We start from the raw sequence: 22429 nt of genomic DNA on the forward strand, positions 1-22429 counted from the left end.
ACCTACACGGGGCTTGAACCACCGCCCCCGCCCGGCCGATCGTCCGGCGTCCGCGTCAACACGCCCGGTCGCACAAGCTGCAGGAAGGGTCATCCCCCGGTGCCCTCAGGCCGCGCCCCGGCCCGTACGACCGTGACCAACCTTTCAAGATCACCCGTACGGCCCGCCCCCACACCGGGGAGCGCACGGCCGGTGCGCCGCCCGTGCCCCCGCCTCACCCCCGGACCTCGTTGACCTGCACCGCAGTGCGTGATGGCCTCCACCCATGCGCAACCGTCTGAGCCGAGCCCTGCCCGTGGCCGTCGCCGTCCTGGCCGCCGTCGCCGTCACCCTGCCCGTGTCCGCAGCCGCCGCCACCGCCGCACCCGAGCCCGTGCCCCACACGGCCCCCGCCGACCACTCCACGTACATCGTCACCGTGCACCCCGGCCTCGACCCGGCCGCCGTCGCGGACGCGTACGGGATCACCCCCCTGCACGTCTACCGCGAGACGCTGAACGGCTTCGCCGCACGCCTCTCCCCCGAGCAGGTCGAGGCCCTGCGGGCGACCGCGGTCGTGGAGTCGGTCGAGAAGGACGGCGGCGCGACCTCGTTCGGCCCCGGCGTCTGACCTCGGCGGGCTCCCCGGCAACTCCCCGCCCTTACGCGTTGCTTAAAGTGATGCGGATCAACTCATCGGTTGATCGGGGGGTCGGGGGGATCGGGGAGGCCGATGAACAGCGCGACCGACGTGTTCGAGCCGCTGCGCGCGGAGGATCCGCGGACCGTCGCCGGGTACCGCATCGCGGCCCGGCTCGGCGCGGGCGGCATGGGCCGGGTCTACCTTTCGCACACCCCGGGCGGCCGCCCGGTGGCGATCAAGGTGGTGCGGCCGGAGCTGGCCGAAGACCCCGTGTTCCGGCGGAGGTTCCGGCGGGAGGTCGTTGCGGCCCGGCGGGTCCGCGGGGCGTACACCGCCGAGGTGATCGACGCCGACACGGACGCGACTCCGCCCTGGCTGGCCACCCTGTACGTACCCGGGCCCTCGCTGACGGAGGCCGTCGCCAAGCGCGGCCCCCTGCCGGTGCCCGCCGTGCTGTGGCTGATGGCGGGCGTGGCCGAGGCCCTGCAGGCCATCCACGAGGCGGGCATCGTCCACCGGGACCTCAAGCCGTCGAACGTGCTGCTGGCCTCCGACGGGCCCCGGGTCATCGACTTCGGCATCTCGACGGCGTCCGACACCACCGCGCCCACGGCCACCGGCAGCACCATCGGCACGCCCCAGTACATGGCTCCCGAGCAGGCGCTGGCGGGCGAGACCACGGCCGCCACCGACGTCTTCGCACTGGGTCAGACGGCGGCGTACGCGGCGCTGGGCGAGCCGCTGTACGGCACCGGTCCCTCCATGACCGTGCTGTTCCGGATCGTGCACTCCGCCCCCGACCTGTCCCGGCTGCCGGAGCGGCTGCAGCCGCTGCTCGCCCGGTGCCTGGCCTCCGCCCCGGAGGAGCGGGCCACCCCGACGGAGATCGTGGAGTGGTGCCGGGAGCAGCTGGGCGAGGACGCCTCCGACACGAGCGGCGGCAGCCCGGCCGTCTGGCGGGAGGTGCTGGGGCCGGACGTGGAGGTCCCGGATCCGGCCCCGGGGCCCGCCACGGGGCACGAGACGCCGAAGGTCTGGGGGCCGAAGCCGCCGACGCCGGAGGAGCGGCGCAAGCGCCGGCGGCGTGCCGCGGTGGCGATTCCCTCGGCGATGGTGGCGGGACTGCTGCTGATGGGCGGCGCGGTCTGGATGGTCAAGGAAACCGCGGACCGGATGCGCGGGCGGGAGGCCTCCGCGGCCCGGTCGCCCGGCCCGGCCGCATCGGCCTCGGCCTCGGCCTCGGCCTCGGCCTCGGGCTCGGGCTCGGGCTCTGCAGGCTCGGCCACCGGCGGAAAGGCGGCCGAAGGCTCCGGGTCCGCACCCGCACCGAGCGCGTCCCAGCCGCCCCAGGCGAACCCGTACCCCCGGATGCGCCTGGACGACGAGCAGAGCTCGATCACCCTGGGGGAAGCGCTCGTGCGCAACGACCGCAGCGGAGAGATACGCATGAGCTGCAAGAGGAGCATCTGCAGCCTGGAGAGCGACACCGCCACGATCATCATGCTGTACGGCGGGACGCAGGGGTCCCTCGACTCGTGCCGGAGCACGCTGGCGCTCACGACCGACCGGAGCTGGACGCTGGCCGGTGCGGCGGGCGGCAGCCAATTCTGCATCAGGAACAAGGCGGGGGACGTCGGGCTGTACGTGCTCGGGTACAAGTCGACCGCGGAAGTGATGGGGATGCCCCAATGGATTTCCGGGGACATGACCGTCTGGCGGCAGGCGATGCCCGCCACCTGACGGTCCGTCCCCGCCGGGTCGACGGCCCGGACGCGGGGTCAGAGCCCCGCGCCGCCCGTCGCGTCGACCACCCGCCCCGTCACCCACCGCGCGTCGTCGGAGGCGAGGAAGCCGACGATGTCGGCGATGTCCTCGGGGCGGCCGACCCGGCCGAGCGCGGCCAGCGAGGCGGCGTGCGCCTCGGCCTCGGCGTTGCCGCGCAGCCAGTCGGCGTTGACGTCGGTGTCGACGATGCCGGGCGCGACCGAGTTCACGGTGATCCCGCGCGGGCCGAGGGCCTTCGCCAGGTTGAGCGTCAGGGTGTCGAGCGCGCCCTTGGTCGCCCCGTAGGCGAGGATCTCGGGCATGGCGATCCGGGCGGCGCCGCTGGAGATGTTGACGACCCGGCCGATGCCCCTGCTGCCGCGCGTGACCAGCGCGTTCTTGTTGTTCATGGGTCCCCCCGATTCCATAGCGATCAGCACAGAAAGACCGTGACACGACTTTCGTAGCAACCACTACAGAAACCCGGAGGCCCGGCTAGCCGCGCGTGGCCTCGACGAAGGCGCGGATCAACTCCGGCGACTTCACCCCGCGTTCGCGCTCCACCCCGCTGGACACGTCCACACCCCAGGCCCCGGTCACCCCGACCGCCTCCCGCACGTTGCCCGGGTTCAGCCCGCCGGCCAGCAGCCACCGCCCCTCGGGCGCGGTGAAGTCCGCCGAGCCCCAGTTCCACGGCTTGCCGGAGCCCGGGTCGGGGGCGTCGAGCAGGAGCAGGTCCTCGCCGTACTCGCCGCAGCGCTTCACGTGCTCGGCGGTGGCCCGCAGCAGCGTCCGGCCCTCGGCGCGCAGCGCCGCGAAGTCCCCGGGCCCCTCCTCACCGTGCAGCTGCACCCCCCGTACGCCGCTCTCCTCGGCGAACCGGCGCACCTCCTCGACCGCCTGCCCCCGGAACACCCCGACCGTGAGCACCGAGTCCGGCACCCGCCCGGCGAGCTCCCGCGCGGTGGCGGCATCGACCGTACGCGGACTGCCGGGCGCGAACACGAACCCCACGGCATCGGCCCCGGCCGCCACCGCGGCATCGACGTCCCGCGCGGTCCTGAGCCCGCAGATCTTGACGAAGAGATCAGCCATGCGCCCAGCCTATGCCGACCCGGGCCGCGTCAGCGGCCCACCTGCACGGGACCCAGCACCGACCCGCCGATCGCGGCCGCCAGATGGGCCGCGCCCACCTCGTCGGCGGTCCGGAAGTGCACGTAGACCGTGTGCCAGCCGTCGGAATGCTCCTCGTTGACGTCGAGTTCCACCCGCTGGTTCGTCGAGTCCTGCGACGCGGACGGGATCTCGGGGGGCCACTCTCCGCGCCAGCGCATCGTGGCCGCTCCGCGGCCCAGCACGCGCAGAAAGGCCTGCTCGACGGGGCCCGGAGCCACGTCCGCGTCCACAGTCAGCGGTAGTTCGGCCGCCAGCTCCCGGTCGTCACCGGGCAGTTCGGCGCCCGCGAACCAGACGTCCCGGCCCCAGTCGTACGAAGGCTCGAACAGGCCCTTCGGAAGGAGCGCCGCCAGCCCCCGAGCCTCCTCGACGGTGTGCGCCTGCGCAACCAGCCACATCTCCGCGTCGAGCGGCTTCATCCGTGCGCACAGCAGGCGGGCCCGCCGGTAGGCCTCGGCGAGGTCGTCGGTCCGGAACACGGGGTAGGCCCTCGAACTTCCCATCGCTGTTCAGCAGCCCCGCTCCGGCCCGCCCAGCACGCTGCCGCCGATCGCGGCGGCGAGCCGCTCGGCGCGGCCCGCGTCGCCGAACTTGGTGACGTGGACGTAGACGGTGTGGACCTCGCTGACCTTCCGGGACCACTCGCACTCGTCACTGTTGAGAACCAGCTGCACGCCGTCGTACTTGGGCGAGGCGTGCGAGCCCAGCTCGGGCTCGTCGGGCCAGCAGCCCTCCCAGCTGATGGACGCGGGGCCCGCGCCCACGGCGCGGACGAACTCCTCCTCGTCCCCTGCGGCCGGCAGTTCCGTGCAGACGAACTCCAGCGGGACCGCCGCCCCCAGCTCCGCGTCGGTGGCCGTCCTCACGTCCGCCTCGAAGTAGAGGAACTCGCCGGTCTCCGGGTGCGTGCGCATCCCCGTGTGGTCGTAGATCGCGTCCGGCAGCAGCGCCGCCATCCGCCGCACGTCCGCGACCGTGCCCAGCTCCGCCCCCACCCGCACCTCCGCGTACCGGCGGGCCAGCAGCCCGCACAGCAGCCGCGCCTTGGCGTACGCCTCGGCGGGATCGGTGGTGCGGTAGACCGGATACGCGACGGAATTCCCCATGGCCGTACGGTCACACGCCCCCACCCACCCCGGCCAGCGGTTTTACCCCCCGATCGGCGGAGATCACCGCGCGGGCCGGGCACGCCTTTCCCCACGCCGCTAGCCTGGAACGAGGCTCACGCCCAGTGCACGGCACGCCACGCGGAGGACCACGGTGACGATCATGATCGAACGGGCCACACCGATAGAACAGACGGCACCGCCGACGTTCGAGACACTCCTGCGCACCGTCGAGGAGATGGACACGCCAGACGGCTTCAAGGCCGAGCTCATCCGGGGGAAGATCATCGTGTCGCCGTTTTCCACGCTGCGCTCTCTGCGTCGTATGCGTGCGCTGCGCGAACAGCTCCAGGCGCACGCACCCGAGGGGCACATCGCGGAGATCGCGCCCTTCCTCTTCCGGTTCTCTGCAGCGGAGCGCGCGTACGGGCCCGACCTCTTCGTGGCCGACGAATCGGCCTTCGAGGGCGAGGGTCGGCACGCGGACGGGGCGGCCCTGTCGCTCGTCGGCGAGTTCACGTCCGTCTCCACCAGGGATGCCGACTGGAACGAGAAGCTGGACGTGTACGGACGCCTGGTCCCGGTCTACCTGGTCGTCGACATGCAGGATTCGGAGATCACCTGCTTCTGGGACCCCTCCCCGCACGGATACCGCTCCCGCACGACGGTGTCCTTCGGCGAGCCCCTGCAGATCCCCGAGCCCTTCGGCTTCGCGCTCGACACCGCGGGCTTCTAGAAAGACCGGGAAAACGCCCGAGGGCGGCACCCCCTACAGGGGGTGCCGCCCTCGTTCGAGAACAGCCGATCAACCAGTGGCCGGAGCCAGGGGTCGATCAGAAGTCCATGTCGCCGCCCGGCATGCCGCCCGGGGCGCCGGCGCCGGCCTTCTCGGGCTTGTCGGCGATGACGGCCTCGGTGGTGAGGAAGAGGGCCGCGATGGACGCAGCGTTCTGCAGGGCAGAGCGCGTGACCTTCGCCGGGTCGATGATTCCCGCGGCGATCATGTCGACGTACTCGCCGGTCGCGGCGTTCAGGCCGTGACCGATCGGAAGGTTGCGCACCTTCTCGACGACGACGCCACCCTCGAGACCACCGTTGACGGCGATCTGCTTCAGCGGGGCCTCCAGGGCGAGCTTCACGGCGTTGGCGCCGGTCGCCTCGTCACCCTCGAGCTCCAGCTTCTCGAAGACCGCGGAAGCCTGCAGCAGGGCCACGCCACCACCGGCGACGATGCCCTCCTCGACGGCCGCCTTCGCGTTGCGAACGGCGTCCTCGATGCGGTGCTTGCGCTCCTTGAGCTCGACCTCGGTCGCGGCACCGGCCTTGATGACGGCCACGCCGCCGGCCAGCTTCGCGAGGCGCTCCTGGAGCTTCTCGCGGTCGTAGTCCGAGTCGGAGTTCTCGATCTCGGCGCGGATCTGGTTCACGCGACCGGCGACCTGGTCGCTGTCACCGGCACCGTCGACGATGGTGGTCTCGTCCTTGGTGATGACGACCTTGCGGGCGCGGCCGAGCAGGTCGAGACCGGCGTTCTCCAGCTTGAGGCCGACCTCCTCGGAGATGACCGTGCCGCCCGTGAGGATGGCGATGTCACCGAGCATGGCCTTGCGGCGGTCGCCGAAGCCCGGGGCCTTGACGGCGACGGACTTGAAGGTGCCGCGGATCTTGTTGACGACCAGGGTCGACAGGGCCTCGCCCTCGACGTCCTCGGCGATGATCAGCAGCGGCTTGCCGGACTGCATGACCTTCTCCAGGAGCGGCAGCAGGTCCTTGACCGAGCCGATCTTGGAGTTGACGATCAGGATGTACGGGTCGTCGAGGGACGACTCCATGCGCTCCATGTCGGTGGCGAAGTACGCCGAGATGTAGCCCTTGTCGAAGCGCATGCCCTCGGTGAGCTCGAGCTCCAGACCGAAGGTCTGCGACTCCTCAACGGTGATGACGCCTTCCTTGCCGACCTTGTCCATGGCCTCGGCGATGAGCTCGCCGATCTGGGTGTCGGCGGCGGAGATGGAGGCCGTGGAAGCGATCTGCTCCTTGGTCTCGACATCCTTGGCCTGGGCGAGCAGGGCGGCGGAGACGGCCTCGACGGCCTTCTCGATACCACGCTTGAGGGCCATCGGGTTGGCGCCGGCGGCTACGTTGCGCAGGCCCTCGCGGACGAGCGCCTGGGCCAGCACGGTGGCGGTGGTCGTACCGTCGCCCGCGACGTCGTCCGTCTTCTTGGCGACTTCCTTGACCAGCTCGGCGCCGATCTTCTCGTACGGGTCCTCGAGCTCGATCTCCTTGGCGATGGAGACACCATCGTTGGTGATCGTGGGGGCGCCCCACTTCTTCTCAAGGACGACGTTGCGACCCTTGGGGCCAAGGGTGACCTTGACGGCGTCGGCGAGCTGGTTCATCCCACGCTCGAGGCCGCGACGGGCCTCCTCGTCGAACGCAATGATCTTGGCCATCTGAAGTGGTCCTCCCGGACAGCGGTGGATTGCTCCCAGGACCGCGCCCGCGCCCGCGACGGACGGCCTGCGTGCCCGGCGGTTCCTTCCCACCGGACCCTGCGGGCCTCACCGACCCGGTCCTCGTTCAGTAGCACTCTCACCGGGAGAGTGCTAACGCCAATGATTAGCACTCGACCCCCGAGAGTGCAAGCGGCTTCGAAGAAGCCTCGATGAGGGGTGGTGGTCGGGCGACGGGCGGGCGCAAGCGGCTCGGGCCAACGCCCGCCCAGTACCGGGCGTGGAGCGGGCGCACATACGAGGGGCCCGCATCCCGTGTCCAGGATGTGGGCCCCTCGTATGGTCGTGCAGGTCTTCGTTGAAACACTGTGCGTCGGTGGTCGATCGCTCCAGGACTAGCCGAGCGCGAGCTTGACCATGTCCGCCTGCGGACCCTTCTGGCCCTGCGAGATCTCGAACTCGACCCGCTGACCCTCTTCAAGGGTGCGGTACCCGTCCATCTGGATGGCGCTGTAGTGGACGAACACATCCGCACCACCGTCGACCGCGATGAAGCCGTAGCCCTTCTCCGCGTTGAACCACTTGACGGTGCCCTGAGCCATGCCTAACTCCCCTATTACTGGCCCTTGCGCGGGAACGCACTTCGCGTTCCCGGGTCAGAACTTGCGTCGGAACGCGTCGACCGAGGCTGAATGTATCTGCGCGAGTGCTGTCTGCAACAGGTCAATCCGACGAGAATTCCGGACACGGGGAAACATTGAAATAGAGTGAAAATTTGCCATATTCCAGGGCAACTCGGGCCTGACATATCTCGCCAAAGCCCCATACCGCACTTGCATGTTGACCCGATGTCGACCCTCACGCGACCCGTTCATATGCAGCGGGCAAGTCCGGCGGAGGGGACTTCCCCAACTCTACCCCGCCCAATCAAGCAGAATTGCCCCCTCCGCTTTTAACGGAGGGGGCAATTTCGGTTTGCGCGTGTCACCTATCAGGTGGCAAAGGGGCCGACAGGATCAGCAGCCGCCCGCGACGGCCGGGATGATCGAGACGCCGGCGCCGTCCGGCGTCTTCGCCTCCAGCCCGCCCTCAAAGCGCACGTCGTCGTCGTTGACGTAGACGTTCACGAAACGGCGCAGCTTGCCCTGGTCGTCCAGGACGCGCGCGGCGATGCCCGGGTGGCTCGCCTCCAGGGACTGGATGACCTCGGCGAGGGTCGCGCCCTCGGCGGGCACCTCGGCCTGACCGCCGGTGTAGGTGCGCAGGATGGTGGGGATGCGGACGTTGACGCTCATGGCGCTACTGCCTTTCCGGTAGAGCAGGGGGAGATGGTCAGGCCAGGCCGGCGGCGCGGAACGCGTCCAGGCTCGGGCGGATGGTGGCGGTCTGCCCGCTCTCCGCGGCCACCGCCTCCAGGGTCTTGAGGCCGTCGCCGGTGTTGAGGACGACGGTGGTCAGCGTCGGGTCGAGCTGCCCGTTCTCGATGAGCTTCTTCGTCACGCCGACGGTCACGCCGCCCGCGGTCTCGGCGAAGATGCCCTCGGTCTGCGCGAGGATCTTGATGGCCTCGACGACCTGCTCGTCGTTCACGTCCTCGACGAAGCCGCCGGTGCGGCGGGCGATGTCCAGGACGTACGGGCCGTCCGCCGGGTTGCCGATCGCGAGGGACTTGGCGATGGTGTTGGGCTTCTGCGGGCGGACCACGTCGTGACCGGCCTTGAAGGCGGTCGACACCGGGGAGCAGCCCTCGGCCTGGGCACCGAAGATCTTGTACGGCTTGTCCTCCACGAGGCCGAGCTTGATCAGCTCCTGCAGACCCTTGTCGATCTTCGTCAGCTGCGAGCCGGACGCGATCGGGATCACGAGCTGGTCGGGCAGCTGCCAGCCGAGCTGCTCGCAGATCTCGTAGGCGAGGGTCTTGGAGCCCTCTCCGTAGTACGGGCGCAGGTTGACGTTGACGAAGCCCCAGCCCTCGCCCAGCGGGTCGCCGATGAGCTCGGAGCAGAAGCGGTTGACGTCGTCGTAGTTGCCCTCGATGCCGACCAGGTCACCGCCGTACACACCGGCCATGACGACCTTGCCCTGCTCCAGGTCGTGCGGGATGAACACGCAGGAGCGGAAGCCGGCCCGGGCGGCCGCGGCGCCGACGGCGCCGGCCAGGTTGCCGGTGGAGGAGCAGGAGAGGGTGGTGAAGCCGAAGGCGCGGGCGGCCTCGACGGCGATGGCCACGACGCGGTCCTTGAAGGAGTGCGTCGGGTTGCCGGAGTCGTCCTTGACGTAGAGCTTGCCGGTGACGCCGAGCTCCTTGGCCAGGTTGGCGGCGTCCACGAGCTTGGTGAAGCCCGGGTTCAGGCTCGGCTTGGAGGCCACGTCCGCGGGGACGGGCAGCAGCGGCGCGTAACGCCAGATGTTGTTGGGGCCGGCCTCGATCGCGGCGCGCAGGGCCTCGGGGTCGCCGGTCGGGAGGTCGTAGGCGACTTCCAGCGGTCCGAAGCACTCGGCGCACGCGAAGATCGGGCCGAGCTCGAAGCGGGTACCGCACTCGCGACAGGAAAGACCGTTGGCGGGTCCGAGATCGACAGAGGTGGCGACAGTCTGTGCAGCCATGATGGCGAGGCCCTTTCTCCTCATCTTCCCCATGGCGCACTTCGCCATGAGACGGAATTGGCACCTTCCCTAGCCGGGGACCTCGCTGACGTCGCTGACGAGCGATCGCGAGAACCGACTGGAGGGTTGCCGGGGCTTCAACGGGCCGTGTCCCTCTGCCCCTCTGGATGAGCGGTATGGCACCGGCACACGCGCTCTGCGGCGCGCCGGTGCGTTTGTACGCGGGACCCCCGGCATGCGGTGGTCCTTCGCGTTGTTCAAGACTGTAACCGAAGGGCCGCGCGGTTGAGACAGCCGTCCGAACCGCGAGATGGATCACATAACGGCCGATAACGCCGACAAGCAGGGAGTGCTGAGGGTGCTGGAAGAGGTGGAGCGCTGGCTGGCAGACCGCTCCTGGTCAGCCGCCGACCGACCGCTCGACCAGCTGCTCGACCGGAAACGGGCGGCCGGGACCACGGTCAGCGTGGTGCTGCCCGCGCTGGACGAGGAGGCGACGGTCGGCGCGATCGTCGAGGTCATCCGGCGCGAGCTGATCGAGGGACTGCCGTTCCCCCTGGTGGATGAGCTGATCGTGATCGACTCGGGCTCGACCGACCGTACGGCGGAGGTCGCGGCGAAGGCGGGAGCCCGGGTGGTGCACCGCGACGAGATCCTGCCGAGGATCCCGGCGCTGCCCGGCAAGGGCGAGGTGCTGTGGCGCTCGCTGCAGGCCACCAGCGGGGACATCGTCTGCTTCGTCGACGCCGACCTGCGGGACTTCTCCTCCACGTTCGTCTCGGGGATCGTGGGACCGCTGCTGACCGAACCGGACGTGCAGTTCGTCAAGGCCATGTACGACCGCCCGCTCGGCGACGCCCCCGGCCAGGGCGGCCGGGTCACGGAACTCGTCGCCCGCCCCCTGCTCAACCTGCACTGGCCGCAGCTGGCCGGCTTCGTCCAGCCGCTGGGCGGCGAGTACGCCGTGCGCCGCTCCCTGCTGGAGCGGCTGCCGTTCCCCGTCGGGTACGGCGTCGAGCTGGGCCTGCTGGTCGACGCCCTGCACACGGTCGGGCTGGACGCGCTGGCCCAGGTGGACGTGGGCGTACGCGTCCACCGCCACCAGGACGGGCAGGCGCTCGGCCGGATGGCCGCGGCGATCTACCGCACCGCCCTGCTGCGGCTGTCGCGCGGGCACCACGTACGGCCGGAGCTGACGCAGTTCGAGCGGGGGCCGGAGGGCTTCGTGCCGCGGACCTACCCGGTGGACACCGAGGAGCGGCCGCCGATGCTCGGCGTCAAGGAGTACGCGCTGCGCCGCGTGGCGTGACGTCGGGCTGGAAAGTTTGAGCGAGTGCGGGCTGGGCTAGGTTCGCCGCATGGCTTCTCAGGTGCTCGTCGCCGCCAACCGCGGCCCCCTCTCGTACGCGATCGATGCCGAAGGCGGCCTCAGCGCCCGGCGCGGCGGGGGCGGTCTCGTCTCCGGGCTCTCCGCGGCCCTCGCGGAGCAGCCGGGGGCGCTGTGGATCTGCGCGGCGCTGTCGGAGGCGGACCGGGAGGCGGTCCGCCGGGGGGTGGCCGAGCCGGGCGTCCGGATGCTGGACATCGATCCCACGGTGTACGACGCCGCCTACAACGGCATCGCCAACTCCGTGCTGTGGTTCACGCACCACCACCTGTACGACATCCCCCGCGAACCGGTCTTCGACGCGGAGTTCCGGCGGCGGTGGGACGCGTACGTCGCGTACAACGAGGCCTTCGCGCGCGCCCTCGCCCAGGAGGCGGCCGAAGGGGCCCGCGTCCTGGTGCAGGACTACCACCTGGCGCTGGTCCCGGGGCAGTTGCGGGAGCTGCGGCCGGACCTGCGGATCGGGCACTTCACGCACACGCCGTGGGCCTCGCGGGAGTTCATGGCCATGCTGCCGGACGACATCCGGAGCCAGCTGGTGTGGGGGATGCTCGGGGCGGACCGGCTGGGCTTCCACACGTGGGAGTGGGCGGCCAACTTCATCACCGGCGCGACCAGGGAGGACGCGCGCGGCATCGCGGAAGCGTTCTTCCCGACCGGGACCCCGGAGCGCGGGGTGTGGCAGCGCCGGACGGTCCCGGACGGGTGCGGCCTCGGGAAGCAGCGGTTCACCGAGGTGACCTACTACCCCCTCGGGGTGGACGCGGACGAACTGCGGGCGCTCGCGCACCGGCCGGAGGTGGACGAGAAGCTGGCGCAGCTGCGGGCGGAGGTCGGCGGCCTGAAGACGATCGCCCGGGTGGACCGGACCGAGCTGTCGAAGAACGTCCTGCGGGGGCTGCTGGCCTACCGGGAGCTGCTGACGGTCCACCCGGAGTGGCGGGGCCGGGTCGTCCACCTGGCCTCGGCGTACCCGTCGCGGCAGGACCTGGCGGTGTACCGGGCGTACACGGAGTCGGTGCGGGAGCTGGCCGCGGAGATCAACGAGGAATTCGGCATGGCGGACTGGAAGCCGGTGCTGGTGTCGGTGCAGGACGACTTCGCGCGGTCGCTGGCGGTGTACCGGATGGCGGACGTGGCGCTGGTGAACCCGGTGCGGGACGGGATGAACCTGGTGGCGAAGGAGATCCCGGTGGTGTCGGAGGCGGGGTGCGTGCTGGTGCTGTCCACCGGGGCGGGGGCGTACGCGGAGCTCCGCCAGGACGCGCTGACGGTGAACCCGTACGACGTGTCGGCGACGGCCGAGGCGTTGCACGCGGCGCTGGCCATGCCGGCCGCCGAGCGTGCGGAACGCACGGAGCGCCTGGCCGCCGCCGCCACGGCCCTCCCCCCGGCCCAGTGGCTCGCAGCCCAACTGACCGACCTGCTGGCCTGACCCCTTCCGCCCCGCCGCACGATCCCAGCCGCTCCGCGGCCAACCCGCCCTCGCGGGCGGAAGTCGCAGGCTGACGCCGGCCGAATCCAGCCCCGCCGGCGTTTGAGGCGATCTTTCAGCCCGTCCGGCGTCTGGAGGTCCGGGGTCCGGGGTCCGGGGTCCGGGGCGGAGCCCCGGTAAGACGGAGTCTGGGGGAGGGTCCGGGGGCCGGCCCCCGGACCGGCGCCGCGCCCGGCAGCGAACGTGCAGGCCGCGTGCGGGGCGGAGTCCCGGTCTCTTCAGGCTCGCACGGCCTTGGCCAAGGCCGCCAGGAAGGCGACCACCTCGCCCGGTCCGGCCAGGACCACGTCGGCCCGCGCGGCGAGCTCGGGGACCTCGGCCGAGCCGCTGCAGACCAGGAGGCCCGGCAAGCCGTCGGCCCGGCGTTTTTCGACGGCCGAGTACGCCGCCAGGTCACCCAGGTCGTCGCCCGCGTACAGCACCGCCTCCGCGTCCCGCTCCGCCAGGAACTCCGTCAGGGCGACGCCCTTGTCCATGCCCGGGGGGCGGAGCTCCAGGACCGCCCGGCCCGGCTCCACCATCAGCCCGTGCCGCGCCGCCAGCTCCGTCAGGGGCTCGCGCAGGGCCGCGAAGGCCGCCGCGGGGTCCGCGGCCCGGCGGGTGTGCACGGCCAGCGCCCGGCCCTTCTCCTCGATCCAGGTGCCCCGCCAGGCCCCGATCGAGTCGAGGAACCCCGGCAGCTCGGCCCGTACCGCCGCCACCCCGGGGTGCTCGGCCGGGGCGTGCACGATCCCGGTGACCGCGTCCCAGCGCTCCGCGCCGTAGTGGCCGAGGACGACGAGGTGTTCCAGTCCGGGGACCCCGGCGAAGCCCCCGTAGCGGACGGCGACGCCCGCCGGCCGGCCGGTGATCACGGCGACCGAGGCGACCTCGGGGGCGAGCGCGGAGAGGGCCGGGACGGCTCCCGGGTGGGCTCTGGCCTGGTCCGGGTCCGGGACGATCTCGGCGAGGGTGCCGTCGAAGTCCAGGGCGACCACGGACCGGCGGGGTGCGCGGAGCAGGGCTTCGAGTCCCTCGCGTCCGGCTGCGGTGACGGGCATCGGCAGGTCGTGCGGATGGCTCCCCATACGCACGACCCTAACGGCCCGGCCCTGCGACGGCTATGGCACGGGAGGGGGCTGTCGCCGGGCCCGCTGGGCCTCGCGGATCCGCCGCAGCCGGTTGACCGTGCCCGGTGCGTGGGCCAGCGCCCGCGGGTCGTCCATCAGCGCGTTGAGCAGCTGGTAGTAGCGGACGGGGGTCATCCCCAGTCCTTCCCGTATGGCCCGTTCCTTGGCTCCGGGCCCGGGCCAGGTGCGTCCCTCGTACGCGAGCACCGCGGCCTCCGTGGCCGTCAGCTGCCCGTCGTCCGTCATACCGCCAGATTAACGCCGCCCGCCGACAGCGGCCGCGCCGACATCGGGCCCGCCGACAGCGGCCCCGCCGTACCCGACCGGCGCTACCTCGGGTCCGACGCCCGCGCCGCCGTGGCGATGTCCTCCAGGACCTTCGCCGGCTGTCCGCCCTGCTCGACGGTCTTGCCGATGTTCTGCTTGATGTCCTCGCTGACGCCCGCCCAGGACTTCTTGCCGACCGGGTACAGCCGCGAGCCCGGCAGCGCCGTCAGGAAGGGCTTCAGCTTGGCCGCCTGGCCGCTCGTGGCGGCCTGCTTGGCCTGGTAGCCGCTGGTGGTGGGCGGCAGCAGGTCGTACTGGTCCGTGAAGGCCGCCACGTTCTTCGGCTGGTACATGAAGTCCAGGAACTTCCCGGACTGCTCGCGGTGGCCGTTCTTGAAGGCCATGACCCAGTCCGCGACGCCCATGGCCGGCTCCGCGGACCCGGTGGCGGTCGGCAGCGGCACCATGCCGAACTTCACGCCCTTGGCCTCGGCCTGCTTCATCAGCGACGGGTGTCCGTTGAGCATGCCGACCTCGCCCTTGGTGAAGGCGTCGAAGGCGGCCTGCCGGTCCAGCTTCCCCGGCTCGACGGGGCCGGTCAGCCCCTGGCCGACCATCTTGTCCCGCAGGAACTCCAGCGCCTTGACGTTGTCGGCGGAGTCGATGGAGTACTGCTCTTCGTTGTCGGTGTAGCCGCCGCCGCCCGAGAGCATCCACATCATCGTCTCGGCCTGCGCCTCCTCGCGGCCCAGCGGCAGCGCGAAGGGGGTGGGCACGCCCGCGCCCTTGAGCTTCTTGGCCGCCGCCTCCAGGTCCGCCCAGCTCTTCGGCTGCCAGCCCTTGGCGTCCTTGCCGATCACGCCCGCGTCGGCCAGCAGCTTCTCGTTGTAGAAGAGCAGCCGGGTGCTCGACACGAAGGGCAGCCCGTACTGGACCTGCTTGACCTTGCCCGCGTCCGCGAGCGGTCCGAGGAAGTCGGCCTCGGTCTTCACGGAGAGCAGCTCCGACGCGGAGTACAGCTTGCCGGCGGCCGCGTAGTCGGCGTAGGCGCCGATCTGGGCGATGTCGGGGGCCTTGCCGGCCTTGACCATGTCGGCGACCTCGGCGTCGACCTCGGACCACGAGTAGACGGAGACCTCGACCTTGACGCCCGGGTGGTCCTTCTCGAAGCCGTCGGCGAGGCCCTTCCAGTACCCGGCCGAGGAGTTCTGCGGATTGTCCCCGTAGTCGGCCGCCACGACCCGCAGGGTCACCTCGTTGTCTCCGGTGAGTCCGCCGAGGGCTCCGCAGCCCGTCAGCGTCACGGCAGTCAGGCACAGCACGGCGCCGGACGCGGCCAGGCTCAGGTAACGGCCCTTCACAGTTCTCGATCCACCCCTTGTTGTACGTACGATCCACGTAAGGTCTACACCACTTTGGCGGCTCGTCCACATCCGGATCCCGACCGGGGCCCCGGATTTGTATGGCCACTCAACAATCCCCCTCAATGGACTAGACCTTTCCCCGCCGAGCACGCGAGACTGTCCCTGTGAAACCCGTGAAACACGTCATCGCCCTCGATGTGGGCGGCACCGGGATGAAGGCCGCCCTCGTCGCCGACGACGGCACCCTGCTCCACGAAGCGCGCCGGGCCACCGGCCGCGAGCGGGGCCCCGACGCCGTCGTCGAGACGATCCAGGACTTCGCCGCCGAGCTGCTCGACACCGGCCGGGAACGCTTCGGACGGACCGCCTCCGCCGCCGGAGTCGCCGTCCCCGGCATCGTCGACGCCGACGACGGGATCGCCGTCTACGCGGCGAACCTGGGCTGGCGCGACGTGCCGATGCGCGCCCTGCTCAGCAGACGCCTCGGCGGCATCCCGGTGGCCCTCGGCCACGACGTGCGCACGGGCGGACTCGCGGAGGGCCGCATCGGCGCCGGCCGCGGCGCCGACCGCTTCCTCTTCGTCCCCCTCGGCACCGGCATCGCCGGCGCCATCGGCATCGCCGGCCGCATCGAGGCCGGCGCCCACGGCTACGCGGGCGAGATCGGGCACATCGTGGTGCGCCCGGGCGGCCCCGCCTGCGGCTGCGGCCAGTACGGCTGTCTGGAGACCCTCGCCTCCGCCGCCGCGGTCAGCCGCGCCTGGGCGGCCGCCTCCGGCGACCCCGGGGCCGACGCCGCGGACTGCGCCGAGGCCGTCGAATCCGGCGACGCGCGCGCCCGGGAGGTCTGGCTGGCCGCCGTCGGCGCCCTCGCCGACGGGCTGGTCACCGCGATCACCCTGCTGGACCCGCGCACGCTGATCATCGGTGGCGGGCTGGCCGAGGCGGGGGAAACCCTGTTCACACCACTACGGACGGCCATGGAGGAGCGCGTGACGTTCCAGCGGCTCCCCCACATCGTGCCGGCGGCCCTCGGGGACACCGCCGGCTGCCTGGGCGCAGGGCTGCTCGCCTGGGACCTACTCGCCACGGAGGTACCTGCCTGATGTCCGGAAGCGCACACAGCACTGTTCTCTCCGGCGCCAGGGTGGTGCTGCCCACCGGAACCGTGGCGGGCGGCCGGGTCATCGTCGACGGCGACCGCATCGCCGGCAGCGCCCACGAGGGCTCGCGGACCGTGGACCTGTCCGGGCACTGGATCGTCCCCGGCTTCGTGGACATGCACAACCACGGCGGCGGCGGCGCCTCCTTCACCTCCGGCACCGCCGAGGACGTCCTCCGGGGCGTCCGCACCCACCGCGAGCACGGCACCACCACCCTGGTCGCCTCCACCGTCACCGGCGACCTGGACGAACTGGCCCGGCGCGCCGGGCTGCTCGCCGAGCTCACCCAGCAGGGCGAGCTCGCCGGCATCCACTTCGAGGGGCCGTTCATCAACCCCTGCCGCAAGGGCGCGCACAAGGAGGACCTGCTCCGCGACCCCGACCCGGCCGAGGTCCGCAAGCTGATCGACGCCGCGCACGGCACCGCCCGCATGTTCACCCTCGCCACCGAACTCCCGGGCGGTCTGGAGTCCGTACGACTGCTGGCCGAGCACGGGGTGATCGCCGCGATCGGGCACACGGACGCCACCTACGAGCAGACGCGCGCCGCCATCGACGCGGGCGTGACCGTGGCCACCCACCTCTTCAACGCGATGCCGCCCCTCGCGCACCGCGAACCCGGCCCGATCGCCGCGCTGCTGGAGGACGAGCGGATCACGGTCGAGCTGATCAACGACGGCACCCACCTGCACCCGGCCGCCCTGGAACTGGCCTTCCACCACGCGGGAGCGCACCGCGTGGCGCTGATCACCGACGCGATGGACGCCGCCGGCTTCGGCGACGGGACCTACCACCTCGGCCCGCTGGAGGTCGAGGTCAAGGAGGGTGTGGCCCGGCTCGTGGAGGGCGGTTCCATCGCAGGCTCCACGCTGACCCAGGACACCGCCTTCAAGCGCTCGGTGACCCTCGACAAGCTGCCGGTGGAGTCCGTGGTCCAGGCGATCTCGGCCAATCCGGCCAAGCTCCTCGGCCTGTACGACGAGATCGGCTCGCTCGAACCCGGCAAGTACGCGGACCTCGTCGTCCTGGACGCCGCCTTCGACGTCCAGGGCGTCATGCGGCGCGGCGAATGGGTCGTCAGCCCCCGCTCCGCGGCGGCGGTCTGACGGCCAAGCGGCTGTACGTGCGAAGGCGGTGGGCCCGAGGGCTGGGCCGACCGCCTCGGGTTTGGCATGATCCCGGCAGCAACAGACCCGGGGGTGCCCATGATCCTGACCGTGACGCTCAACACCGCACTCGACGTCACGTACCGCGTGCCGAGGCTGCTCCCGCACGCCTCGCACCGTGTCGCCGCCGCCACCGAGCGCCCCGGCGGCAAGGGGATCAACGTCGCCCGCGTCCTGGCCGCGCTCGGCCACGAGGTGACGGCGACGGGCTTCGCGGGCGGCCCGGTCGGCTCCGTCGTACGCGAACTGCTCGCGCGGTCCCCACGGGTGGTGGACGCCCTGGTGCCCTGCGCGGACGGCAGCCGCCGCACCCTGGCCGTGGTCGACGAGTCCTCCGGCGACACCACCCAGTTCAACGAGCCGGGCCCGCTGATCACACCCGCAGAGTGGTCCCGCTTCCTCGCGCAGTACGGGGAGCTGGTCCGCGGCGCCCGCGCCGTGGCCCTGTGCGGCAGCCTCCCGCCGGGCGTGCCCGTCGGCGCGTACGCGCTCCTCGTACGGGCGGCCCGCGCGGCCGGCGTCCCCGTCCTCCTGGACACCAGCGGCGAGGCCCTGCGCCGCGGGGTCGCCGCCCGGCCCGAGATCATCAAGCCGAACGCCGCCGAGCTGGCCGAGCTCACCGGATCCCGCGACCCGCTGCCCGCCACCCGCGACGCCCGCCGCCGGGGCGCGCACGCCGTGGTCACCTCGCTGGGCCCGGACGGCCTGCTGGCCGCCACCGCCGAGGGCACCTGGCAGGCGGCCCCGCCGCGCGCCCTGTCCGGCAACCCCACCGGAGCCGGCGACTCCGCCGTCGCCGGCCTGCTGTCGGGCCTGGTGGAGGGGGCGGACTGGCCGGACCGCCTCGCCCGCGCGGTCGCCCTGTCCGCGGCCACGGTCGCGGCCCCGACGGCGGGGGAGTTCGACCCCGGCGTCTACGAGGAGCTGCGGAACGCCGTCTGCGCCAGCGTCGCGAGCGGAAGCTGAATGACCGTCAATGTGCGGTGAAGCTCACGCCGTTGACGAGCCGTCGGATGCGGGGCCCTGGATGGGGGCCATCCAGGATCAACAAGCTCAAATGATCTTCAAAGCAACGAGGCTGTGCAAGTGAACCGATTCTTCCGCAACCTGCTCGCCGTCACCACCGGAGTGGTGGCCGTCTCCACACTGGCCGCGGTCCCCGCTCAGGCCCAGACGATCAACAGCGGCTCTTGCGGCGCCGGGTACCGCCAGCAGGACGCCTTCCCGCTCGGCGACAACATGGGCGCCTCCGGAGCCGGCGTCGTCTTCCTGTACTACAACAGCTCCACCGGCACGAACTGCGCGATCCTGCGCCGCGACTCCAGGTTCAAGGTCACCGACGGCATGGGCGTTTCGCTGAAGGACTCCGCCGGCAACAGCGTCGCCGACGGGCAGCGCGCCTACACCCGGTTCGCGGGCCCGGTCTACCTCAAGGCGCCGGGCCGGTGCGTCCAGGTCTACGGCCAGCTCACGGGCATCTGGCTGACGGAGAACTCCAGCTACCTGGAGAAGGAGCACCACGGCGGCAGCGGCTGGGTCCACTGCGGCTAGAAGTCCGACGCGAACGCCGGGTCCGGCTCTGCCGCGCGTGCGCTGGAGCCGGACCCGGCGTTGGGCGTCGGTGGAGGGCGTCGGCCCAGGCGAAACCCCAGGGGATCAGAAGTTCTCGAGCCACAGCTGGTCGATGTTGACGTTGCAGCTGTTGCCGGCCTCGCACGACAGCTTGATCGTGTTGGTGCCCTTGTCGAGGTTCACCTGGCCCCAGGTCGTCTGCCAGCCCTTCTCCCAGTCGCCCTTGGGCGACTTGGCGAAGTTGCGCATGCTGATCGGGGCCTCGTTCGGCTTGCCGTTGACGGTCAGGGTGCCGTTGGCGTCCTCACCCGGGATGCCGAACCGCACGTAGAACCTGTACTTCCCGGCCTTGGGTACGTCCAGGGTCCAGGTCACGGCCGCGCCGGGTCGGTTGAACCCGCCGACGTACTGGCCGCCCGAGCTCTTCGCCCCCGGGATCGCGGTTTCCAGGGCCGCGCCGCCCGTGATGGACATGCCGGCGCCGGCCGCCTCACCCTTGGGCAGTGGGGCCTGGGACGGCGCCGGAGAGCCGCTCGGGGGCACGGACGAGGAGTTCTGCGGGGCCGCCGACTGCTGGCCGCCGTCCGCCTCGTCCTGGCCCTTCTTGCCCTTGTCCTTGTCACCGAACTGCAGCGCCGCGACGATGCCGATCACGACCACGGCGACCACCGCGACGGCGGCGATCAGCAGACCGCGACGGCTGGAGCCGCCGCCACCGCCGTGGCCGCCCCCGTGGCCGCCGGAGTGCGCCATCGCCTGGGCCTGGTGCTGCGGGGCCTGCGGCTGCTGCGGAACGCCGTAGCCGCCCGCCTGGAGCGCCTCCGGGGCCTGGTACTGGGCCTGGTAGGCCGGCTGCTGCGCGGGGACCTGGCCGCGCTGGCCGCCGTTGCGGCGCTCGCCGACGGTCCGCACCTGGTGGTGCGAGGTACGGGGGACGCCTGGCTGGGCTCCGGAGTGACCGCCGGCCGACGTCCCCGGGTAGCCGTATCCACCGCCCGACGTGGGCGGGGTGGCTCCGGCCGCCTGGCCATCCTCGTAGAGGTAGCCGAACGGATCGTCGTCCTCGGGCTTGTTCGCCCCACCGTGCGGGCCGTTGTTCGCGGGCGTCGTCATCGCAGGTCACTCCTTTCGACCCCCGGGAGCCTACCCCGAACAGGTGCGCCCACGGGCGTCCGATCGCCTCAGCCGGCCCGGCGGTGCGCCTTGGAGCGGGACCTCTTCTCGATGTACATCCGCTGGTCGGCGGAGCGCAGCACCTCGTCCGCCGACATCCCGCAGCTCGCCCAGCCGATGCCGAAACTGGCTCCGACACGGACCGCACGGCCGTCGACCCGGATCGGCGGGATGATCGCGTTGCGCAGCCGGACGGCGAGATCGGCGGCGTCCGCCGCACCCAGGCCGTCGGCGAGGACGACGAATTCGTCACCACCCAGCCGAGCGACGGTGTCACCGTCCCTGACGCCCGTCGTCAGCCGCCGGGCGACCTCGATCAGGACCGCGTCGCCCGTGTGGTGCCCGAACCGGTCGTTGATCGACTTGAAGCCGTCGAGGTCGCAGAAGAGCACCGCGAGCCCCTTCGTACCGTCGTCGATGTCGGTCGCGGGCGCCACCGTGTGCACGTGGTGGTCGTAGGGGCCGTCCGGCGCCGCGGCCGGCGCCCTGGGGAACTCGAAGGGATCGGACCCCGTGTACCGGTCGGGTCCGTCGGCCTGAAAGCCGTGCTCACCGGCACCACCCGCCTCCGCACGCACCTCGTAGCCGTCGTGCACCGGGCGCCCGTCGTGTCCGTCGCGCCCCTCGAAGGCCGCGTCCAGGGCCTCGACCGCGGTGGCGCGCACGGACTGTGGCCTGCGGCACAGCCGCGCGCCGAGCCGGGATCTCAGCTCGGCGCTGTTGGGCAGGCCGGTCAGCGAGTCGTGGCTGGCCCGGTGGGCGAGCTGGAGCTCGTGCCGCTTGCGCTCCTCGATGTCCTCGACGTGCGTGAGGAGGAACCGGGGCCCGTCGGCGGCGTCGGCGACGACGGAGTTGCGCAGCGAGACCCATACATACGTGCCGTCGCGCCGGCCCAGGCGCAGCTCGGCGCGGCCGCCCTCGGCGGAGGTGCGCAACAGGGTGCCGATGTCCTCGGGGTGGACCAGGTCGGAGAAGGAGTAGCGGCGCAGTACGGAGGCCGGCCGGCCGAGCAGCCGGCACAGTGCGTCATTGGTCCGCAGCAGCCGGCCGTGCTGGTCCCCGCCCATCTCGGCGATGGCCATCCCGCTGGGCGCGTACTCGAAGGCCTGCCGGAAGGACTCCTCGCTGGCGCGCAGTGCCTGCTGTTCACGCTCCAGCCGGACCAGGGCCCGCTGCATGTTCGCGCGCAGCCGCGCATTGCTGATCGCAATCGCGGCTTGGAAGGCGTACATCTGGAGCGCTTCGCGGCCCCAGGCGCCGGGCCTGCGCCCGTTGCGCGGTCTGTCCACCGAAATGACACCCAGGAGTTCCCCGCCGGACGCGTACATGGGGGCGTAGAGCCGGTCCTCGGGATGCCACTCGTCCTCGAAGCGCGGATCGGGGCCGTCCGTGTGCCACTGGGGGACGTCGTCCTCCATGAGGATCCAGCCCTCGGTGTGCGGGATGAACCGGAGCCCGTCCCAGTTCTCACCCATCGTCAGGCGGCGTTCCCAGGAGGAGCGGGAGCCGACGCGGCCGGTGATGAGGGCCTCTGCGGCGGGGTCTCCGGCGAAGGCGGCGACGACCAGATCACCGTCCGGGCGTACGAGGTTGACACAGGCGAGTTCGTAGCCGAGGCCCACGACGATGCCGTCCACGACGGTCTGCAGAGTGTCCGCCAGGCTCCTGGCCGTATTGAGATCGGCCACCACCCGGTGCAGCTGCCGCAGGGGCGCAAGACGGACGTACGGCTCCGACTCGGTCTCCATTGCTCGCTCTCCCCGAGACCTCGACAGCAACTCCAGGTTTGTCATCGGCGGTTCGTTGCGGTGTCCCGTCCACTGAATCACAGTGAGCTGTGCGGCAGGTACACAGGGTCAACAAATCTTGCCCTCTGTGACTCAAGTCACATGAGATGAATAACGGTGCGTGGTGAGGCTCTTGGCGACTGGGAGCGCTCCCCCGCATTCCCGAGAGCAAACGATACGCCCGGGGCCTAGGCCAAGGGGCGGGGGCGCGACTC

General features: G+C 71.6%; 22 protein-coding genes and 1 riboswitch. Of the genes, 9 read left to right on the plus strand and 13 right to left on the minus strand.

Features of this window, described 5'->3' with window-relative positions; genetic code table 11:
* Positions 1-265 precede the first annotated feature (265 nt).
* Both OG332_RS19575 and OG332_RS19580 read left to right on the plus strand, forming a co-directional pair.
* Positions 266-610, plus strand: coding sequence for a protease inhibitor I9 family protein (locus OG332_RS19575; RefSeq protein WP_327414707.1), 345 nt, complete (start codon positions 266-268; stop codon positions 608-610).
* A 102-nt stretch (positions 611-712) separates the two neighbouring features.
* Entirely contained in the window at positions 713-2362 is a 1650-nt protein-coding gene (locus OG332_RS19580) for a serine/threonine-protein kinase (protein ID WP_327414708.1), read from the plus strand.
* A gap of 38 nt (positions 2363-2400) precedes the next feature.
* On the opposite strand, the gene OG332_RS19585 is transcribed toward OG332_RS19580, so the two are convergent.
* From OG332_RS19585 to OG332_RS19600, 4 genes are all read right to left on the minus strand, one after another.
* Positions 2401-2796 carry an SDR family NAD(P)-dependent oxidoreductase gene (locus OG332_RS19585; RefSeq protein WP_442816179.1) on the minus strand — a complete coding sequence of 132 codons (396 nt, stop codon included), beginning with the start codon at positions 2794-2796 and terminating at the stop codon, positions 2401-2403.
* A gap of 85 nt (positions 2797-2881) precedes the next feature.
* Positions 2882-3481, minus strand: a complete 600-nt coding sequence (locus OG332_RS19590) for a phosphoribosylanthranilate isomerase (protein WP_327414709.1) — start codon at positions 3479-3481, stop codon at positions 2882-2884.
* 29 nt (positions 3482-3510) lie between these two features.
* Positions 3511-4041, minus strand: a complete 531-nt coding sequence (locus OG332_RS19595) for a hypothetical protein (protein WP_327414710.1) — start codon at positions 4039-4041, stop codon at positions 3511-3513.
* A gap of 30 nt (positions 4042-4071) precedes the next feature.
* A complete protein-coding gene (locus OG332_RS19600) occupies positions 4072-4668 on the minus strand; it encodes a hypothetical protein (protein WP_327414711.1) in 597 nt (198 codons plus the stop codon).
* Between the two features lie 163 nt (positions 4669-4831).
* Between OG332_RS19600 and OG332_RS19605 the strand changes: the two genes are divergently transcribed.
* The gene (locus OG332_RS19605) at positions 4832-5404 is read left to right on the plus strand and encodes a Uma2 family endonuclease (RefSeq protein ID WP_327419302.1); all 573 of its coding nucleotides are present in this window, start codon (positions 4832-4834) and stop codon (positions 5402-5404) included.
* Positions 5405-5501: 97 nt separating this feature from the next.
* On the opposite strand, the gene groL is transcribed toward OG332_RS19605, so the two are convergent.
* The 4 genes from groL to thrC all read right to left on the minus strand — a co-directional run bounded on the left by groL (position 5502) and on the right by thrC (position 9731).
* Positions 5502-7124 carry a chaperonin GroEL gene (groL, locus tag OG332_RS19610; RefSeq protein ID WP_327414712.1) on the minus strand — a complete coding sequence of 541 codons (1623 nt, stop codon included), beginning with the start codon at positions 7122-7124 and terminating at the stop codon, positions 5502-5504.
* 395 nt (positions 7125-7519) lie between these two features.
* On the minus strand, positions 7520-7726 hold the full coding sequence (locus tag OG332_RS19615; protein WP_030009783.1) for a cold-shock protein: 207 nt from the start codon (positions 7724-7726) through the stop codon (positions 7520-7522).
* Between the two features lie 414 nt (positions 7727-8140).
* The gene (locus tag OG332_RS19620; RefSeq protein ID WP_030718872.1) at positions 8141-8419 is read right to left on the minus strand and encodes a MoaD/ThiS family protein; all 279 of its coding nucleotides are present in this window, start codon (positions 8417-8419) and stop codon (positions 8141-8143) included.
* A 37-nt stretch (positions 8420-8456) separates the two neighbouring features.
* A complete protein-coding gene (thrC, locus tag OG332_RS19625) occupies positions 8457-9731 on the minus strand; it encodes a threonine synthase (RefSeq protein WP_327414713.1) in 1275 nt (424 codons plus the stop codon).
* Positions 9732-9748: 17 nt separating this feature from the next.
* A riboswitch (SAM riboswitch) is annotated at positions 9749-9905 on the minus strand.
* 184 nt (positions 9906-10089) lie between these two features.
* Between thrC and OG332_RS19630 the strand changes: the two genes are divergently transcribed.
* Positions 10090-11040 carry a glucosyl-3-phosphoglycerate synthase gene (locus OG332_RS19630; RefSeq protein WP_327419303.1) on the plus strand — a complete coding sequence of 317 codons (951 nt, stop codon included), beginning with the start codon at positions 10090-10092 and terminating at the stop codon, positions 11038-11040.
* 49 nt (positions 11041-11089) lie between these two features.
* Positions 11090-12553 (plus strand): alpha,alpha-trehalose-phosphate synthase (UDP-forming), encoded by a 1464-nt coding sequence (locus OG332_RS19635; RefSeq protein ID WP_327414714.1) that lies wholly within the window; start codon positions 11090-11092, stop codon positions 12551-12553.
* A 278-nt stretch (positions 12554-12831) separates the two neighbouring features.
* On the opposite strand, the gene otsB is transcribed toward OG332_RS19635, so the two are convergent.
* The 3 genes from otsB to OG332_RS19650 form a co-directional block, all read right to left on the minus strand.
* A complete protein-coding gene (gene otsB / locus OG332_RS19640) occupies positions 12832-13680 on the minus strand; it encodes a trehalose-phosphatase (protein ID WP_327414715.1) in 849 nt (282 codons plus the stop codon).
* A gap of 33 nt (positions 13681-13713) precedes the next feature.
* Positions 13714-13968, minus strand: coding sequence for a DUF3263 domain-containing protein (locus OG332_RS19645; RefSeq protein ID WP_327414716.1), 255 nt, complete (start codon positions 13966-13968; stop codon positions 13714-13716).
* Positions 13969-14051: 83 nt separating this feature from the next.
* Complete coding sequence (locus OG332_RS19650) at positions 14052-15350, minus strand: extracellular solute-binding protein (protein ID WP_327414717.1); 1299 nt, start codon at positions 15348-15350, stop codon at positions 14052-14054.
* 176 nt (positions 15351-15526) lie between these two features.
* On the opposite strand from OG332_RS19650, the gene OG332_RS19655 reads away from it, so the two are divergent.
* The 4 genes from OG332_RS19655 to OG332_RS19670 all read left to right on the plus strand — a co-directional run bounded on the left by OG332_RS19655 (position 15527) and on the right by OG332_RS19670 (position 19233).
* Positions 15527-16459, plus strand: coding sequence for an ROK family protein (locus OG332_RS19655; RefSeq protein ID WP_327419304.1), 933 nt, complete (start codon positions 15527-15529; stop codon positions 16457-16459).
* Positions 16459-17622, plus strand: a complete 1164-nt coding sequence (nagA, locus tag OG332_RS19660; RefSeq protein WP_327414718.1) for an N-acetylglucosamine-6-phosphate deacetylase — start codon at positions 16459-16461, stop codon at positions 17620-17622. The genes OG332_RS19655 and nagA overlap by 1 nt, the downstream gene beginning before the upstream one ends.
* A gap of 99 nt (positions 17623-17721) precedes the next feature.
* Entirely contained in the window at positions 17722-18648 is a 927-nt protein-coding gene (locus tag OG332_RS19665; RefSeq protein WP_327414719.1) for a 1-phosphofructokinase family hexose kinase, read from the plus strand.
* Between the two features lie 120 nt (positions 18649-18768).
* Positions 18769-19233: a hypothetical protein gene (locus OG332_RS19670; RefSeq protein ID WP_327414720.1), complete on the plus strand. Its 465-nt coding sequence runs from the start codon at positions 18769-18771 to the stop codon at positions 19231-19233.
* Between the two features lie 105 nt (positions 19234-19338).
* Here OG332_RS19670 and OG332_RS19675 read toward each other — a convergent pair whose 3' ends face one another.
* Both OG332_RS19675 and cdgB read right to left on the minus strand, forming a co-directional pair.
* On the minus strand, positions 19339-20367 hold the full coding sequence (locus OG332_RS19675) for a CBM35 domain-containing protein (protein ID WP_327414721.1): 1029 nt from the start codon (positions 20365-20367) through the stop codon (positions 19339-19341).
* Positions 20368-20435: 68 nt separating this feature from the next.
* Complete coding sequence (gene cdgB / locus OG332_RS19680; protein WP_327414722.1) at positions 20436-22175, minus strand: diguanylate cyclase CdgB; 1740 nt, start codon at positions 22173-22175, stop codon at positions 20436-20438.
* Positions 22176-22429: the final 254 nt, after the last annotated feature.

This window comes from Streptomyces sp. NBC_01233, assembly GCF_035989305.1.
Lineage (GTDB): Bacteria > Actinomycetota > Actinomycetes > Streptomycetales > Streptomycetaceae > Streptomyces.